The organism is Luteolibacter sp. LG18 (genome assembly GCF_036322585.1).
Taxonomy (GTDB): domain Bacteria; phylum Verrucomicrobiota; class Verrucomicrobiia; order Verrucomicrobiales; family Akkermansiaceae; genus Luteolibacter.
Map to the genome: position 1 here is coordinate 1,314,551 of NZ_AP024600.1, position 18,134 is coordinate 1,332,684.

The 18,134-nt window shown below is 58.9% G+C and carries 11 protein-coding genes; 6 read left to right on the top strand and 5 right to left on the bottom strand.

From position 1 onward, the window contains the following. Window positions 1-503 precede the first annotated feature (503 nt). Window positions 504-4,850, bottom strand: coding sequence for an autotransporter-associated beta strand repeat-containing protein (locus tag llg_RS05515; protein WP_338288606.1), 4,347 nt, complete (start codon window positions 4,848-4,850; stop codon window positions 504-506). Window positions 4,851-5,300: 450 nt separating this feature from the next. Between llg_RS05515 and llg_RS05520 the strand changes: the two genes are divergently transcribed. Continuing rightward, entirely contained in the window at window positions 5,301-6,359 is a 1,059-nt protein-coding gene (locus tag llg_RS05520; protein WP_338288607.1) for a substrate-binding domain-containing protein, read from the top strand. Between the two features lie 194 nt (window positions 6,360-6,553). Here llg_RS05520 and llg_RS05525 read toward each other — a convergent pair whose 3' ends face one another. Beyond that, the gene (locus llg_RS05525) at window positions 6,554-7,372 is read right to left on the bottom strand and encodes a TIGR00730 family Rossman fold protein (RefSeq protein ID WP_338288609.1); all 819 of its coding nucleotides are present in this window, start codon (window positions 7,370-7,372) and stop codon (window positions 6,554-6,556) included. A 241-nt stretch (window positions 7,373-7,613) separates the two neighbouring features. Then, a complete protein-coding gene (locus llg_RS05530) occupies window positions 7,614-9,431 on the bottom strand; it encodes a recombinase family protein (protein ID WP_338288611.1) in 1,818 nt (605 codons plus the stop codon). Between the two features lie 99 nt (window positions 9,432-9,530). Here llg_RS05530 and llg_RS05535 point away from each other — a divergent pair, with 99 nt between their 5' ends. Then, the gene (locus tag llg_RS05535) at window positions 9,531-10,166 is read left to right on the top strand and encodes a DUF2637 domain-containing protein (RefSeq protein WP_338288613.1); all 636 of its coding nucleotides are present in this window, start codon (window positions 9,531-9,533) and stop codon (window positions 10,164-10,166) included. Between the two features lie 54 nt (window positions 10,167-10,220). Here the strand turns inward: llg_RS05535 and llg_RS05540 are convergent, their stop codons facing one another. Next, a complete protein-coding gene (locus llg_RS05540; RefSeq protein ID WP_338288615.1) occupies window positions 10,221-12,728 on the bottom strand; it encodes a hypothetical protein in 2,508 nt (835 codons plus the stop codon). A 42-nt stretch (window positions 12,729-12,770) separates the two neighbouring features. After that, window positions 12,771-14,009, bottom strand: coding sequence for a hypothetical protein (locus llg_RS05545; protein WP_338288617.1), 1,239 nt, complete (start codon window positions 14,007-14,009; stop codon window positions 12,771-12,773). A gap of 382 nt (window positions 14,010-14,391) precedes the next feature. Here llg_RS05545 and llg_RS05550 point away from each other — a divergent pair, with 382 nt between their 5' ends. The 4 genes from llg_RS05550 (at window position 14,392) to llg_RS05565 (ending at window position 18,088) form a co-directional block, all read left to right on the top strand. Then, window positions 14,392-14,892 (top strand): hypothetical protein, encoded by a 501-nt coding sequence (locus llg_RS05550; RefSeq protein WP_338288619.1) that lies wholly within the window; start codon window positions 14,392-14,394, stop codon window positions 14,890-14,892. Between the two features lie 6 nt (window positions 14,893-14,898). Further along, window positions 14,899-16,713: a recombinase family protein gene (locus tag llg_RS05555; protein WP_338288621.1), complete on the top strand. Its 1,815-nt coding sequence runs from the start codon at window positions 14,899-14,901 to the stop codon at window positions 16,711-16,713. 83 nt (window positions 16,714-16,796) lie between these two features. Beyond that, on the top strand, window positions 16,797-17,249 hold the full coding sequence (locus llg_RS05560) for a hypothetical protein (protein ID WP_338288623.1): 453 nt from the start codon (window positions 16,797-16,799) through the stop codon (window positions 17,247-17,249). Between the two features lie 170 nt (window positions 17,250-17,419). Next, window positions 17,420-18,088 (top strand): recombinase family protein, encoded by a 669-nt coding sequence (locus llg_RS05565; RefSeq protein WP_338288625.1) that lies wholly within the window; start codon window positions 17,420-17,422, stop codon window positions 18,086-18,088. Window positions 18,089-18,134: the final 46 nt, after the last annotated feature.

Here is an 18,134-nt window from a genome sequence, read left to right on the forward strand (position 1 = left end):
CACGCTGTCGGCGATCCGGTCCATCCAACGGGTCATGCTTTGACCGGGTGGCTTTCCCGCGCGGTTCCCTCCTCACAGAAGACTCCTGACGCACCGAAGAAGGCAGATCCAGGTGAGGTTCAGCGGTCACGCACGGTCCAGAAGTGAGAATTGGGACGCACCAGTTACTAAACTAGATCCCTGAGACAGTATGGAACGGGGCGCCGCCTCAAGGTTCATTTATTTTCCAACTAGACCGGAATATTGCCCAGCTCGGGGACCGTTGAACCTTCCATCCCGCCAGCCAGAGAGGAGGCAGGGCGATCGGACACCTCTGTCCGATCGCCCTGGTTCATTGCATGTACCCCGGAAATTCCTTTTCACAAAACAACTCGCGGCCATCCCGCTGGATGACGGCATCCAGTCACCCACCTCTATTTCGCTGAGATCAAACCTGACCCAAGGGCCCGCCCCCAAAAGGAACGGGTCTGCATTGCGTGCCCCCTGGCAAATAACGGCCGGGCTTACTCCGTGATTTTCGCTCGGATGAAGACCTTCGCATTCAACGTCGGGTCCGAGCCCGGGACGTAGAAGGAACGGTAGCTCCAGCCGCCGGTAAGTGGAGGCAGATTGCTGTGCAGCGTGCCGATGTCCGGCCCGGTCACCTCGTCGACGTTGAGCGGAAAGGTGGCGAGGTCCACACCGCTCTGGATGTGATAGGTGATGCCTTCCGTCACCGAGGAGACCAGCTCACCGATATTGCCGGCTGCAGGGAAGATCGCGGTTGATCGCACTGGCAAGGTAAGGACCACCACCTGCTCGCCCCCCACCGTGGCGATGCGGACCAACGTCTTGCCACCGGAAGCTCCAGACAGCGGATTGCCATCGAAGGCGAATTCGCGGAGGTTGTTCATGCCATCGCCATCGGGATCCTGGTCCTTTGCGTTGTTCGCCACGGTCAGACCGCGGGCCGTCGCCCACGCGTCGTAGGCGCTTGCAGCTCCGGTCGTCACGGTCAGAGTACCGGTGCCGGAGAAGTGGCTGTCATCGATGTGGGTGGCCGATGAAGCACTGGAGCCCCAGGTACCCGTCGGTTGCGCGACGCCGCCGATGATGAGCTGATCCACCGTGTCGGAACCCACATAATTCAGGTCCAGCTTCGCACCGGAGCTGGCGAGATTCACCTTCGATGCGTCAGCCAAGTAAGGCGTGGACAAGGACAACGTGCCCGCGTTCACGGTGGTATCACCGGTATAGGTGTTGGCCCCGGAAAGGGTCAACTTGCCGGCACCGGATTTAACCAAGGCCAGCTTGTTCTCGTTGGTGCCCGCTCCACCGAGCACGCCGGCAAAGGCGCTGTCGATGGAGTTATTGACGGTCAGCGTGGAGGGCGTGGCATTGCCACCCTTCACCGCGTTACTAGTGCCAGTGCCACTGACCAGCAGATTCGTAACGGTCTGACTCACGCTGCCGGTGCCATCACCCAGGATCAGCGTGCCGCTGGTGCTGCCAGTGCCCAATGTGATCTGAGTCGCCGCAGGCAACCGGTTGTCCCCCCCCGACAGGATTAGGACCCCATTCTGAACATTTACAGCGGTGCTGCCGGCCAAGTTGAATGTATTGGCTCCTGTGAGCTTCAACGAGCCGGTCCCGATTTTATAGAGCGTATTGTCCTGGAGAATACTGGTAAAGTTCCCCGTCAACGCCCCATTGATCGTCAAATCACCGGCAGCCGTATTGCCCCCGGCATCCGTCTGGATATATAGACCGCCATAAATATAATTATTAAATACAATGTTGACGCTGGGATCGATGACTGAGCCGGAAGCGGCGGCTTCAATGTGCCACGGAGTCCCGAAATTCCCCCCGGTGTACAATGCCGGCGACAAATTCCCAATGCCAGCGCCATAGGCACGGATTGTGGTTGGAGCGCCTACGATATTCAGAGTTCCGCCCGTATAACCCGTATACAGGGTTTTCCCGGCCAAGATATAAAGTCCGGAGGGATCGCCAGCCCCATTGCCGTTAATGGTTATGGCAGGATTGCCATTGTAAGCGGCGACGGTGTCGTAGCCATACTTGAGCGTGGCTCCCTGGGCAACGGTGTAAGCCGTGTCATTGGCCGACTTCGCACCCACTTCCAAGGTACCCGCAGCGACCGTCGTCGCACCCGAGTAAGTGTTCGCACCGGTGAGCGTCAGCGTGCCGACGCCCGCCTTCGTCAAGGAGCCGCCACCAGAGATGATGCCGCTGGCCGTCACGGCATTGCCGTTCGTGTCAAAGGTGGTGCCGCTGTTGAGCTTGATGCCGCGGTTGGCGGTCAAGGTGACAGGGGCGGCAAATTGGAGCGTGCCTCCACCGAACGTCAGTTGATCGGAGACTGCGGATCCGGGCACCGTGCCGAAGTTATTGTCGGCGGAAATCTGCGTGATGCCGCCGTTGAGGAAGGTCTTGCCCGTGTAGCTGCTCGTGCCTGTGAGCGTGAGCGAGCCGGAACCCGTCTTGGTCAGCGAACCGGAGCCGGTGAGAGCACCTGAGTAGGCCATGCTGGCATTGTTATTGCCAATCGAGAGCGCGATGGCCGCCGGGGAGCCGGCGTTGTTTTGCAGCGCTATGCCTTGTGAGCCGATGAGACCGCCGAAAGTGAAAGCGTTCGAGGCAACCGAGCTGTCGAAGACGATCATTCCACCCGTATTGTTGAGCGTGCTGTTCAGGAGCGCGGCCGTATTGGAGAGGTTGAGCGGGCCGGCGGCGAGGTCGGTCTGGCCGCTGAAAGTATTGGCCGTGCCAAGCGTGACCATCCCTGCGCCGGACTTCGTCAGGCCAGTAGTCCCGGCGATGGCACCTGTGCCGGAAATGGAGTAGTTCCCGGTGGTGTTATTGAAGGTGACGCTGCCCGGGGTGGCTATCGAATTCAAGATGACCGAGCGGGCGGAGCCGCCGCCCACGCCCGTGTCATCGAAAGTCACCACGTCTCCGAAACCGAACTTCTGATCCCCTTCCTGCCAGTTGGCGGTGACCATGGTATCCCATGAGCCGCTGGCGGAATTCCAAGTGCGCTGCGCGCTGGTGTAGTCGAGCGTGACTTTTTTATTCGCGCCCCCCGCGGGCACCCCTGTCGTCACCGTCGCGCCACTGTGGTAGCTGGCGGTGCTGAAATTTCCGACGAGAGGATCCGTGCCCGTATATTGGATGGCGTCGATGCTGTGCGTACCGATTGCGCTCGCGCCGTCCGACCCGATGATGGCAACCGTGGCGGCTGTCGTCAGAGTGGAGGATGTCCTGAAGGCATTGGTCGCTGCAATGCCGACCCCGGTGCCAGCTCCGCCGGAGATCGAGGATCCGCTATTGAGGGTCACCAATCCATTCGTGGAGCCGCTACCTCCAAGCGTGCCACCTGTATTCACTGTGACCGTGGAGGTCAGGCTGCCCGCGACGTTGAGCGTACCGGCGTTGATCGTGGTGGCACCCGTGTAAGTATCGGCGCCGGAGAGCGTCCAGGTGCCGGTTCCGGCCTTGGTCACGGAGGTTTTGTTCGTGCCGGAGTTATCCACGATGGCACCTGCGATCTCGCCGGAGCCGATCGTCGATCCCTGCAAGGTGAGCGTCTTGATGCCCGCGCCAGTGGCGGTGAAGGCGCTTGTGAACTTCAGCAAGCCCGTGCCGGACTGGTCGAGGATCCCGGCACCGGTGGTGCCGGAGAGATTGACGACCCGGTCGGTCGTATTGCCGGAGCCGATATACTTGAGCGTGCCGCTGGTGCCGCCCGACCCGAGCCCGATGGTTCCGGCGGCAAGCGTGGTCGGCGCACCGAGGGCACTGGCCCCGCCGCCGACATTCTTGATCGAATTGACGATGACCGAGCCATTGCCGACCGTCGTCGCGCCGGTATAGGTGTTGGCGCCGGTCAGGGTAACCGTGGTCGTATTGGCCGTGGTGCCGGCGTTGACGGTCATGGTGCCGGCGATGGTGCCGGTGACGGTGATGGTACCCGTGCCCGAAGTCGTCGTATTGTATAGTGCCGAAGGATTTACTCCCTGGTCATTGCGGAAAAAGAGCCGCCCGCCTGCTGACATGGTAATATTTCCCGAGATCGTCGCGCCGGTGGCATTGGAGTTGACCGTGAGATCGTTGGCGGAGGAGTGGGTGAGGTTCCCCTTCCAGTCGGCTCCGTTGCCAAGCTGAAGATTACAGGTCCCGCCACTAGCAGTGAGGTTCGCCTGAGTGGAAACACCATTCGCCAGAAGAACGAAGCTGCCGGAGCCCGCGGTGATGGCGGTACCGGAAGCAAGAGCGGTGTTGCTGCCGATGGCCAGGACGTTGGTACCCACTGCCACGGAACCCGCGGTATTCGTGCCGGTCAGGATCAGGGCACTGGTATTACCGATGGTGAGGGCCCCGGTGATGGTGGAGCTGGAAAGACCGACGACGCCGGTGCCAGTAACGCTCAGCGTGGCACCCGTGATGCTGCTGCCGATGGTGGCATTGGGGACGGTGATGGAGCGGACATTGCCCGTCCCGGTCGTCGTGATGGTCGGCGTGGTGCCGATGAGTGTGATGGGGGCTCCGCTGATAGCGTAAGAGTTGACCGTGTTGGTGAAATTGAAGGCGTTTACGCTGACGCCCCCGGTGCCCACCGTGACAGCGCCACCGAGGCTGCCGGTGAAGGTCGCGACAGCCGTGGGCGAATTCCCCCAGGTGCTGTCAACGGTGCCGTTGGACCAATTGCCGGTGGCCGCGGCGTCCCAGGTTCCAGCACCTCCGACAGGTGCAGCAGGCACGTTGGAGGGGTCCCAGGTAAGGGCGTGCACGAAGGAAACGGACGAGGCGGTCGCGAGGAGGAGGAAGAGATGGGATTTCCCGAGTTTCATGGGGTAGATGGAGCAATGATCGAGCTGGAATGCGCGGTGATGGATGCAGGGGTGGTTTTTCCCCTTCAGGTTCAAATCTGAATCTCTGTTGCTGATTCGCTCGTCACTCAGGGGCGTGGATGCGCGCGATCTCAAGGCAGTTTTATTTTTTAACCAGGCCGGGAATTTGCCCAGATACAGTGGAGAATCCCTTACGGGTCCCTGCCAAAATCGAATCGTTCATGTTTTTTACTGCGCGGTTTTCCCACCCGGCTTCTGCCTCACCTAAAGAACACTTCGATCGAAAGACTCCGGCCCATATGGAGAATGGCCGCACCTCAATTCACTCCAGACGCTTCGTGATCCCCTCCGAAGAAAACAGCGCATCCGTTTGAAGTATCCTTTATTTTTGACACTAGGCCGGATTTCGGACAACTCGTCGGAATGTCTCGCCCACTCCTCCGCCTGCCATTGGTCGAACAAACCGCCGCGCATCTCCGCGAGGGCTTTCAGACGGGGCGTTGGGCAGGAGCCCTGCCGGGAGTGCTGCAACTTGCGGATGAACTGATGGTTTCCAAACAGATCGTTCGCTCGGCATTGCTATTGTTGGAGCAGGAGGGCTGGGTTGAAAATTGCGGAGTCGGACGAAGGAGACGGATCGTGGAAAGACGGAGCAAGGGAGCGAGTGGTCGTCCCCTCCGCATCGGAATCCTGCTTTATGAGCCTCTCGAGGGCGACGATGCAGACACGATCAAGGTCTTGTTGAGCATCCGGCATGCGATCGAAATGGCGGGACACTCCTGCATCGTAGGCAAACACAGCCTCGCTGAACTGAATGACAACCTGACAAGAATCTCCCGCCTGGTAAAAAGCGCCGATGCGGACGCGTGGATTGTCTTTGTTGCTTCCCGCATTGTGCTGGAGTGGTTCAGTGCCCAGCAGGTTCCGGTTTATGCTTACGGCGGACGCTTTCACGGTCTGCCAATCGCAGCCAGCGTGTCAATCGCAGCTCCCGCTCTCGAGTCCGCGGTGAAACAGCTCGTGGACGGAGGCCACAAACGGATCTCCATGCTGATTCCAACGATTCTCCGCAAGCCGGTGCCCCTCCCCTCCTTCCAGAAATACCTGACACTTCTGACATCTTACGGAATCCCCGCCTCCGATTACCACTTGCCCCATTTCGACGAAACACCCGCAAGTCTGGAACATTGTCTGGATTCATTATTCCACGTTACTCCTCCCACGGCCCTGCTGGTCGGCAATTCCATGTACACCACCGCCGTGCTTTCCTTCCTTGCACGTCGCGGTTTGCAGGTGCCAAGGGATGTATCGGTGATTTGTCTGACCACGGATCCAGTCTTCCGCTTACGCTTGCCTTCCCTTGCGTGCTGCGAAAATCCCACAAAAGAGCATATCGCCAACATCACCCGCTGGATAGCCGGAGTGGTAAACGGCCGCCCCAACCAGCGCCAAGCCTCATTCGACATGGTCTACCTCCCTGGCGGAACCGTTGGGCCTGCGAAAAGATAACGGTCGCGGCGCATCTCGCGCATGCTTCAGCCTCCTTCGGAAAGGCAGCGGAGCTTCAGCCGCAGAACTTCGGGCGTAGCTCGGTTAGAGCCGGGCAGTGCTTCAATTCACTCCGGCAAGCTCATGGCCGGTTTCGATTCAGGGACGCCAGGCCGTGATCGAGGTGAACGGTTTCTCATCGAGATTGCATATTTTCAGCGTTTGAGGGATTCCTCATCCAGCAATGGACTCGGTTTCGGCAAGCGTCGGCGGCGCAGCCCGAACTGTCGGACGGCATGACGCTGAAGCTCCGCCACTGCTTCCTCAACGTCATCAGTGAAGAATACGATGTCCGGGTCCTGCGGGCTGACCGTTCCTTCCTCCGCCATCTTGTAGAGGAAGTCCACCAGCGGCTGCCAGTAGTCTTTTCCCATGAGTATGACGGGAAAGTTCCGCAGCTTGCCGGTCTGGATCAGCGTCATCGTCTCGAACATCTCATCGAGCGTGCCCGCTCCGCCGGGTAGAACGATGAAAGCGTAGGAGTATTTAATGAGGACGGTTTTGCGCGTGAAGAAATAGCGCATGGTGAAGGATTTCTGCACGTACGGATTGAGATGTTGCTCGAAGGGCAGCTCGATGTTCACTCCGATCGAACGCCCGCCCGCCTCGAAGGCTCCGCGGTTCGCGGCTTCCATGATGCCGGAGCCGCCCCCGGTCATCACCGTAAAGCCAAGCTTGGCGCAGGCCTCTCCCATCCTGCGCGCGAGTTCATAGTAAGTGGTGCCCGGCTTCGTGCGCGCCGAGCCGAAGATGGTGACGCAAGGCCCGACGAAATGCAGCACGCGGAACGCCCGCAGGAAATCCAGACTGACCCGGAACAGCGTGCCAAAATCATGCAGACGCGAGCGTGGACCAGAGAGGAACGAATGATCCGGCGAGACCAGTTCGAAAATCTCCTGCTCGAGGATGTCCTTTTCGCTGATACCGTGATCCGGCGTTGGCTGGGGGGCGTCTGGGCAGTCGGGAGTAGTCACTTCCCTTCCCTAACACGGAAAGAATCGGTTTTCAGGTCCAAGTTTTAGATCCAGGAGGTGCTTGGCGTCCAAGGACGGGGGGCTCAGTACCTTGGCCAAAGCAGTGACTAGGCGAGGGATCACCTCCTGAGGTACGACGTCTAATTCTCACCCCTCTCAAAGCCATGGATTTTTGACCGTCTTGGTTCCTCATCGGGATGATCAAATGACAGCCTCCGACGAAGCGACGGGCCCACGCGGATCACTTTCCGCGCGATTTCCGATGACGCTGCCGACAGGCCTCGCGGGAGCACTCCTTGCAGCGTGAGCGCTTGGGATCGTAGAAACCGCTCTCCGGCTTGGCTTGGTTGCATCCACGACAGAAACGATGCCCGGCTGGCAACTCTGCTGCCGATGGATCTCCGGACGGCAGGCGGAAAGGAGGGTCAAGGGCAACGGGAAACGTCGCGGCGAACCCCCAGACCGGATCGTTCGAAGCCACCAGGGTGGGGGCAAGCCTGAAAGCGCTCACGGAATCCCCCCGCAGGTAGATCTCCGAGAAGAGGCGGGCGATGAAAGCCTTCCTTTCCCTGACCGAGGCGGAAGCCATCCACTTCCCGCGATCTTCAAGAAGCGACCACGGGCCGCTCTCCTGTTCTACCGCCCTACCGGGATGAGAGGAGCCTCCAATGGATTTCAGGAGAGTGGCCCGTTCCTCGGCAATGCGTTCGCGCCGTTGCTTTGCTTCACCGATGGCCAGGGCGCCAGCCTCCAGTGCGGCCAATATCCTCTCGTCCCGCTTGGCCAGTTCGTCGAGCTTGGCCTGAATCGGTTCTCCAACCGATATGGAGACGATCTTTTCACCCTGCTTTGCCCTGGCCTGCCGGAGGACGGACGATGTGAATTCCGGATCCGCCAGGAATTTCTCCACGAACTCCGTGAAGAGCTCGTCGATTACCTCCTTGCGATTCCAGGACTGGGCGCAGCGGAAATTGCCGGGACGGTTGGTCATCGTCTCGTGATGACTGCGGCAGATATAGTAGCCTCTCGATCTGCTGCCATCCGCACGGGTCTTGAGGAGCGTCTTGGCATACATCCTCAGACCGCAGAACCCACAGTGGGCCACACCGGTTGCCAGATTGCCGACCACTCTCTCCGAAACGAAGACCTCGTGGTTCCGAAGCGTGGATTCCAATATGCGTTGCACACGTTCCCAGCGTTCGTCCGAAACCGGCTGATCTTCGGCTTCGAAAATCCGCACCCGGATGACCCGCTCTTTGGGCCTTGCGATTTTGGGGCGGTAACCCTGTCTGCCATGAGCTTTTTCAATCTTGCGGGTCGGATCCGCCATTTTGTCATAAACGCGGACGCCCTTGTAGACCGGGTTGGATAGCAGCGTGCGAACGCTCGCCGGGTGGATATTGGCGCGACGCCCCACTTCGGCCAGGCTGCGGATTCTGTCTTCGTCCATGAGGCGGAACGCCTCGATGATGCGGCCCAATTCAGGGGTGAAAATGTATTTGTCCTTCTTGCGATCATAGCCGATGCCCAGTGGCAGCGTAATCCAAGATCCGGGATGCTTCCCGTTCGCGCGGCGCTTCTCCTTGGATGCCATCATCTTGCGAAGCATCTGCATGCGCTCGTGCCCTCCGAGCAAAGCTTGGATGCCCCCAGCCAGATAGCCTTCAGGAGAGGCGAAGTCGTGGAGAGTTCCACCACAGTCGAGAATCACGCCGTTGCGTTTGCACGCTTCCAGAAAGCTGAACGTCGAAAGGTCATCCGGCCTGATGATGCGGCTCATTTCCGAGGCCACGATCACGTCGATCTCGCGACGCGCGATTCGCTCAAGCAGAGCGATGGTTTCCGGAGCGTGAAGAACAGCGGTTCCTGATACATCCACGAGTTCGACCGAATCCACCAATTGGTAGCCCTTTCCTGCGACCACCCGCTCGATGGCCTCGCGCTGCCGATCCAATCCAGCTCTCCCATTTTCCGCCTGCTCCTTGGTGGAGACCCTTATCCATGAACAAGCGCGAAGGCGGCCTGCCGCAGGGGCTTGAATCTTTGCTTCGTGTGCCAAATAGCAATTCCAACACAGGCGCGAATTTCTGTCAATTTTGCCACTAGAGGTGCCGTAGGAATCGAATGGGATAATTGCACGCCATGTTTCAATAGGCGCATGACGGAATTCTCTCCCATTGACGGTAATGCCACTCCTCGTAATACCCGCGATGCCATCGTTTCGGGGCTCAGCAAGGCGTCCGCCCTTCTGGTGTTGCTGCTGGCGCTCGGGGCATTCTTCCTGAGCTACGAATCGCTCCGCGATCTTGCGGCCAACAGTGGTGCGGCCGCTCCTAAACAAGCATGGATGTTCCCGTTGGTGATCGATGGCAGCATCATGGTATTCTCGTTGTCGGCGCTACGGGCATCGCTTTCGGGAGAACGCTCCCATTGGCATATGGCGCTCGTGATTGTGGTGACGTTGATGTCCGTGGGTCTGAACGCAGCTCACGCCAATGGCGGATGGCTTGCGCGGACGATGGCCGCGATGCCACCGCTGCTCCTCTTCTTTGCCTTCGAGAGCCTGATGAAGCAGGTGGCGGCCAATCTCGGAACTGCGACAACCCCGATGCCTCCGATGGCTGTTACCAAGGCGAAGCAAGTTGAGCCCGCCGCGGGGAGTCGACGCGAGAAGGTGATCGAGATGCGCGCGAAGGGACTGTCCCGCAATGCCATCGCCCGCCAATTGGGAGTCTCGGCCGCCACGATCCGCCGGGACCTTTCGTTGTCGGGAGAGATTGTCCGAGCCGCCTGATCCGCGGGTGGATCAGGCGGCTATAATTGGGCTATACAGAACTTAGACTGATTCTCAGCCGTGGTCCGGGTTAGAGTTTTCAAGCAGCGATGCATGTAACGTGGAGGAATAGCTCCAAGGCGCTTCGGCAACGATCAACGCATCGATTTCAAAGGTCGGAAACGTCTCCTTGATGCGTTCAAGCCAACGGAGGACATACGGCGTGCGATAGAGGCAGGCAACGGGCTCCTTGGTTCGCTCCCGACCGGCGTTCTCCACATCGTGGGCGGACGTCTCGATACCAATCTCTGAAAGAGCTGCTGCCAGCGGGCGGTTGGACATAGTTCCATCGAGCCCCCACATTCGCCGACGGTAAGCCCGCAAGAACAGACGCTTGATGACGGTCCGGACCGGATCGGGGTCGGCTGGCACCGGATTGTTCCGAGACGGCACAATGCTGAGGTAGGATAGAAAGTCTTCGAGATCGCGCTCGGTTTTGAGGGTGCGTTCTCCCTGTTTTCTAAAGCGATCCCAGCCCTCCCGAAGAACACGGAAATGCTGCTCCGACACGAGAGGAAGGGTATCGAACCAGAGATGCTCCCCCTCCAGGATTGGGCGGGTCCCGGACGTCGATGGAGTCCGCTTCCAATCGAAGTCCATCCGATAGCGGATCCACACTTCCTTCAAGCCGAGGTCCAGATCTCCACGTGATTCGTAAATCTCCCTCACTCCCCGGAACTGTGTGATTTCGGTTTTGTCGCCGAAATTCCGTTCCAGGAACCGGCGGATGAGATGTTCGTTTTGTTCCATCACATTCGGAAGCGGGCAGCGAATGCCGCCTTTGGCCAAGATCACGTTTGCCGAGGGCTTATCTGGATTGTCTCCGTATTCGAGGGTTGCCTGGCCACGGGTGGCCCAGACCAAGGCCTCCTTTACCTGGTGCTTCAGCGTGAGGATGGGAGGCGGTTCGGTGCCGGGGTCGGCATCCGCAGCATGCCGCAGGACGTTTCCAAGCCAACCGTTCGCGGCATCGAAGAGTTCCTCGTCACTGGCGTTGGTCAGAAAGCCGTCCGTCGTGGCACTCAAGACGGACCGGTGGGGCGGAATCCGGTTCAGGATCTCAATCAAGGTCGCGCGGATCATACCGGTGATCGCTCCTGCCAAGTGAGCGTTCGATAAATCAGAAGGCGGGATGGGTCGCATTTCGGCATAGCGGGTGTTGAACACCCGCTTCTTCTGGAGCCCTTGGGATAGCTTCCCGTAGATGGAATTGCCGATCAGTTTGAAGATGAGATCTTCAAGGGTGTCTTTCTTCCTCTCTGATTCCAGGGCCGCGCGTTTGTTCTTGATGACGGTGGCCAGATCCCGGAACGGCCGCTTCTCGAACGTCATCGGAATGACGTAGGAGAGGTCATCCACGATCCGCATCCGGGCACCCAGACGCAGTGCCAGGTGGATTTCAGGTGCTGTTGCATACCCGCGGCCTTGGAGGGGGAAGATCAGGTTGTCGAGGGCTCGCACCGGGATGCACGGAAACCGCGTGCTTTCCGGGAACGAGAACTCCACCAGTGCCGCACCGAGCACGTCCGGAGTGAAATCCTCAACGGAAGAGGCCCGTCGCAGATCGTTCCATTGGGGAACTCCCAGCGCCGACATCGCAGAGAGGTAGGCGGAACTCAAATCCCAGTCCTTCCACTCGCCGAAGCCGCTTGGTCCAAAGTGGGAAGCCACAGCAAATCCTCCATGGAAGGACTCCGTTGCAATGGATTCGGAATGGAAGCGCTTGGGGTGGGAAACCCACTGGGAATTCTTCCCGGATTTGTCCTCCACCACCCCCAGCAACGAGAGGACGTCGGTTCCGCTTCCCACCCAGTGGCTGAGCGCGAAGGTTTCCGCAACGGACGACAGGGTTTTGGGTACCGTTACGATGTCGACGATTGCTCCGAGTACTTCCCTCAGCTTCACAACGTATTCCACGGCGATCTTGGCGTCACGGAGCGCATACTCGCGGAAACGCTCTGGATGCTGCTCGCTGAACAGGCGGGTGTTCTCAAGCTCTTCGGTCGAGATCTCAAACTTCGGGATGCCAAGAAGCTCGCCGATGGCCGAAAGGGCCCGCTTGCCTTCGGGAGCCAGAAGCAGGGTGTCGTAGAGATTGATCGCGATTTCGCGCTTGTTGCGACCTGAGTCGTAGTATTCCAGCTTGCAGGCATCCTCGAAGGTGACGAACCCCTTTCGGTGGGAGTCGAACTGGTGTTGGAAGTCCTTGAGGTCGTCCAGGGCCGTCAGGTCGGCCAACGACCAGTGAATGGCGAGATTCATCGCGGTGGGCCATTTCTTGAACGCCCCCTGCTTCTTTCCTTCAGTCAGGATCGCTGCGATGATTTCCCGAAATTTCATTCGCTCGCCCTTGGGCATCATGGCGATGAACTCCCAGCGGGCGGTTCCGTAAATGGCGTATGCTGTGTAACATACGATATCATTTTTGGCCTGCTTGAAATCGTCACGACGGGAGGAATGTTCCGTGACGGGGGCCTGGACGTATTCGGAGTCGAGACCGACGTATAGGATGGGTGTCTTCATCAGCGGAAAGAATCCACCGCCCCATTTCACTCAGCGACTGAACTAAGTAGCACGCTCATCGAACCAGACGAAAGGGCCATCCTTCGTCTCGTTTTCAAAGAGTCGGCCGACGGGACCGCCTTGCGCGAAGATGCAGGAAACGATTTGTTCGAAGACTCGTGCGTTTGAGGTCGTTTGAATCTGGAGCGCTTTCTTTGTGCGCTTCAGATATTTGGTCGCAGAGGGATTCAACAACCGTTCGAAGTTCTTCACGCTTGAGGGAGGGCAGAGAACGATCCCGTAAGGATCTGGACCATTGTGAAAAGAGGCCCGTGACCACAATTCCTCCACAAGTTTCTCAGGGCTTTTCGGCCAGGTCCGGAAGGTGATTTTCTTTTGCTGGGCCAAATCAGGAGCGGGAACCACCAGGAAGTGGTTCGAGATGAGAGGTGCTTCGATCTGCCAGAACCCTTCGGTCCACCCGAGCGTGCGTGCAAGCAGCAGGGCTTTTAGCCCATCCCCCCAGCTCACGCCGGACACCCTCCAAACGAGTCTCGCGGTTTCGGGCAGGAATGGCTTCGTCCATGGGAGGACGGAAGCGCTACCCACCTCTTCTTTCGGCGAGACATCGCGATTATGATAAACGACACATGGTAGTGCGCCTTCCAAGAAGGATCTAAGCTTGGGACGATGATCCCGGTCTCCAGGGCGGATGAGGTATTTGCGATTCTGAAGAAACTCAAGGAGGCCCGACTCGCCGAGTTCCCTTCGAGCGTCAGGACCGAGGCCAAAGTCCGATTTCGTGACGAGCGAGGGCCCAGATTCTGAGCGAAGAAACTTGGAATGGATTTGGACGCCGGTTTCCTGATTCGCTGGTAGTCCTGTCTTCCGTGGGCGGCCGGGCTTTCTGCGTTCCATCCAGTTGCCATCGCAGATTTGCGCCCAGGCCCGCTGAACGCTCGATTTCGAGGTGGCATACCCCATGGCTTCCAACTGCGAGACCATTTCGCGGAGGTGGGGGTAAGACGCGGATGCTTTCGCCTGGGAACGGAATGTCTTGTTCAAGATGGCTCTCAGCTCGCTCGGCGTGACCTGCTTGAACTCTGCATTAGCTGGCGGGCGTCCAGGTCTTCGCCATTGCTCCTTCGGGAACATCTTCCGGATGTAGCGGATGGCGGATGAGTCGGAAACGACCACCCCATTCGCGGCGAGCGAGGCGAGGAATTCGGGGATGGAAGGAACGCTCCCGTCGGGCGGAAGGAAGCGCCCAAACCGTTCGCGCAGTTGCTCGGAGGTGATCATTGGGAGCGGTCCATGGTGACTGCATGGCCGATGAAGGCAATCCCGGGCTGACAGTTTGGGACAATATTCCAACTACGTGAAATGGGAATTCCGACGAATCGGTCATAACCATCTAAAATAAGATGGATTAGGCGGTTTTTTAGACCCGCTGAAGGAGCCCCTCGGTGGGGGCTCCAAAAGTCTTTTGACGAGGGTGATCAAAGAATCATCCACCCGCCGGGCTCCATCCTTCGAGCAACTTGTACAGGACCTCAACTCACCCTGCCTCCAAACGAGGGAGGGTCCTAAGGGCTCCGAACTCTACATCAAATTCAACCTCCCCACGAATGCAGGGCTGAAAAGAGGACCCATTGGAGGCCTCGCATTGTGTCTTCGCGTCGTATTGGAATGGATTGCCGAAGCCGCAATTCTGAATGGGCATTGCCCGAACGGAGCGGTTGGTCAGTTGGCCAGCCTGTCGGTGGAGTCTATTTCCGATCTCCGTAACCGCTATCCGGATGGCCATCCGCTCGGGGCATTATTGTTGAACTACCAGTCGCGCCTCGATCTGGCCCGTTTGGCCGACAAGAAGTTCCTTCCTTTGCTGCATGAGATCCTCGCCACCTTCTTTCCGCGCCATTATGCGGACGAGGCGTTCAAACAAAGAGCCAAGGTGGCGGTCCGCCGTGCCGTGAAGTTTGCGATTAGCGTTCACAACGCCCGTGAGCAGGGGGAATCGGTGATTTGGAATTCCTGGCAGCGGGTGAGCACGAAGGGCGAGTTCGATCACTTGCTGGCGAAGGGCACACTTCCCTCCCTCAAGCTTGCCGCCAAGGAGGTGAAAGCGACAAAGAAGGCCCCTGCGTTCCGCAAGGCGGCCGATTCGTTCACCCGCAACCTCTAAGCCGCCGTGTTCTCCATTCTCACAGAATTGGGCGGACAGGCTCATCCTCGCCTCCGTGCCTTGCGTTTGCACCGGGTCTCGACCGCCGATCAGGCGGCTGATGACCGCGGTGGTCTTGAACGCCAGCGCATCGAGACCTCACGCATTGTGCGGGACAAGGATTACCTTGTCGTCGAGACCCAGGAGATTTCAGACGTATCCGGAACGGCGTTCTTCGAGTCTCCGGAGGGAGAGCACCTTCTTCAATTGGCACGCGCCAAATCCATTGATGTTGTGGTTGTTAGCGAGCTATCTCGCTTGGTTCGGATCGAGTCACTGAGTGCCTTCGTCTACCTAGGCGTCCTTCAGGAGAACAACGTAATCGTGGATGCAGGCGGGGTTCATTACGACTTCGCGAGCGACAGCGGATTCCTCGGAGCGGGCGTACTTGCCCTCGTTTCGGGCTGGGAGAGGCGAGCGGCCCTCGCCCGGATCTCCCAAGCGAAAAACGCCTTGCGAGCGAAAGGCCTCTGCCCGTCTTCACCGATTACGTTGCCGCTCGGTGTGGTCTACGATCGTCCGGCCGGTCGTTTCCGCTACGAGGAACCAAGTATCTTGAAGGTGAAAGAGGCCTTCCGTCTGATGGACGAGGAGGGATTGCGCAATTACAGCGAGATCGGGCGTCAGGTAGGCATCGCCGCGCCAACCCTCCGTAACCTGCTGCGGAATAGAATCTACGCAGGTATCCGCGACTACCTGAAGATGCGTGATCCTAAACGGAAGCGGACGCGAGCGGGTGCCCGCCAGGGAGACAGGCCCAAGATCGACCGTCCGAAAGACCAAGTGATCTCGGTGCGGGTGTTCCCGATGGACGAGCAGGCCGTGTCCGACGACCGGTTCGAGCGGGTTCAGGCAATCATACGGGAAATTTCCGAGCACCAACGCCACGTCAATCCGAACGGGAAGGTCACCAACCTCGGCAGTGGTCTCTTGTATTGCTCGTGCGGAGAGCGGATTTACACCGTAACCTCCAGCCGCCGGACAAAGGACGGCGTGAAGGCAAGGGGCTACTATCTGTGCCGTTCGAAGTACTACCTGTTCCGCAAGAAGCTCCAATCATCATGCACGCAGGCGATGATTCCGAAGGAACGGATGGACGAAGTAATCGAACTATTTGCCGCATCCTTTCTCGAAAATCCGGAGTTTGCGAAGGCGGTTCTCTCTCAAGCCGAGAGCAAGAGCTCCGGTACCGCGGGTCCACGCTCTTCTGTCGCCGGTTTGGAGAAGCGTCTCGCCGATCTTGAACGACGAGAGCAGCGCCTCCTGGATGCGGTCGAAGCTGGAGTGATTGACCTGGCTCAAGCGAAGGTCCGGAAGGCCCGGATTGCCGCCGAGAGGGAGGCGTTGACCGCGAATAGCAGCGCCGGTCTATCAGAGATCCCCGTTCCCGTGGACAACCTCCACGTCGTTCTCTCTGGTGGTTCCACTGCGTGGAAGGCGTTGGCGACCACAGCAGATCGAAAGGCGATTCTCTCCCGGATGTTCACCTCGATCCAGATCATGAAAGGGCGGATCATCTCCTACCGGTTGGCCAGCGGCCTGATTGCTTCCGATCATCCGGTATGGGGACCATTGACGGACGACATCATAACGCTTGAGGAGCCGTTTCCTCCAAAGGAGCCATCTGCCGAGGTGCCCGAACATCACCGTCGCTGCACCGCCTGCCGACAGGTTCTGCACGAGTCCGCCTTCTATCGCGGCCGGGCTCGTTGCATCGGGTGTTTCAAGATCGAAAACCAGAGGCGCTACCAGGAGACGAAGGTGGCCAAGAAGGGAAGTTAGTTCATTTGAGAGGTTCCGGCGCGGGGTGCATTCATGCGCGATCCCCGCGGATCGTTGACGGGGCCATTCCATCCAACAAGACCATGAGTCCAAGTAGTCCATTTGAATCCTTCGAGCGTCGTCTGGGTATTGAGTTTCGAGACCAGCTCCACCCGGAGGTCACCATCGCCCAGTGCCAGCGCGTGATTTCCTGGCTGGAAAGAACCATGCGCGAGGGAGAGCCCGTTTCTCTCGACTTCGTGTTGAGCAGCCAGCCTTTCCTGAACCGGATCGGCAGCAGGAGGAAAATCCGGAAGTTCCTCCGCAAGCTCATCTTCGGGCATTACGGTGAGCGGGAGCCGCTGTACTTCATCCTCTGGACATCCACAGAGGCGGTTTCCCAGTTCATGATCAAGCAGTCGGCTTACCGCAACCTTCCCGAGGCCCGAAAGAACACCATCGCGAAACGATGGCAGGCCGTTCTGGAGGACATGATGCAGGCGGCCTCGGACCGCGCTCACCCAGTTGGGAGCGCCTGGGGGCCGATGAGTAATTGATGCTTTGGGTCACTTCGGGACAACGCGATCCCGCATTCTTGACAAGCCAACTTGACGGGAATGCGGGGTCGGTTGTGCCGCCAGGGCCTCAAATCCCGTTAATGAATGAACGCCCATCTGTATGAAAATCAGGGAATTGTGTGGATTCAGGCGGCGTGATTTCCTGAAGCATGGATGATCAGCAGAAATGGGTCGCTTATTTTCGGGTAAGTACTCAGCGTCAGGGGGTTAGCGGTCTTGGCTTATCGGCGCAACATCATGCGGTTACCGCCTTCTTAGCGGGACGCGGAGAAGTGATCGCCGAGTTCGTGGAGACGGAATCAGGGCGAAAGGTAAAGCGGCCGAAGCTGGACGAGGCGCTGGACCTCTGCCGCCGGAAGAGGGCGGTCCTCGTGATCGCGAAGCTGGATCGCTTGGCCCGAAATGTTCACTTCATCAGTGGCCTATTGGAGAGCGGGGTGAATTTCTTGGCGGTTGACCAGCCGACGAAGGACCGCTTCATGCTCCACATCCAGGCTGCCTTCGCAGAGGAGGAATGCCGCCGGATCTCCGAGAGGACCAAGGCGGCGCTCCAGGCAGCGAAGCGGCGGGGTGTCGACATCGGGGCGGCAGGCAGGTTGTTGGCGAAGAAGAACCGCGAGGCAGCCGTCTCCACTGCTCAGAGGTATCGAGAGCTGGTGGAGGAGATCCGAGCCCATGGTGTGACGACCGTGAAGGGTATCCGCGATGAATTGAATCTCCGCGAGGTGCTCTCTCCTGGTGGCGGACGCTGGCACCTTCCTAATGTCCACAAACTGCTGAAGCGCCTCGCATTGGCCGGGTCCAAAGCACTTGCGTGAGATTCGGGCAACAGTAGATTGGTAAGGTCATGAGCACGGACCTGCC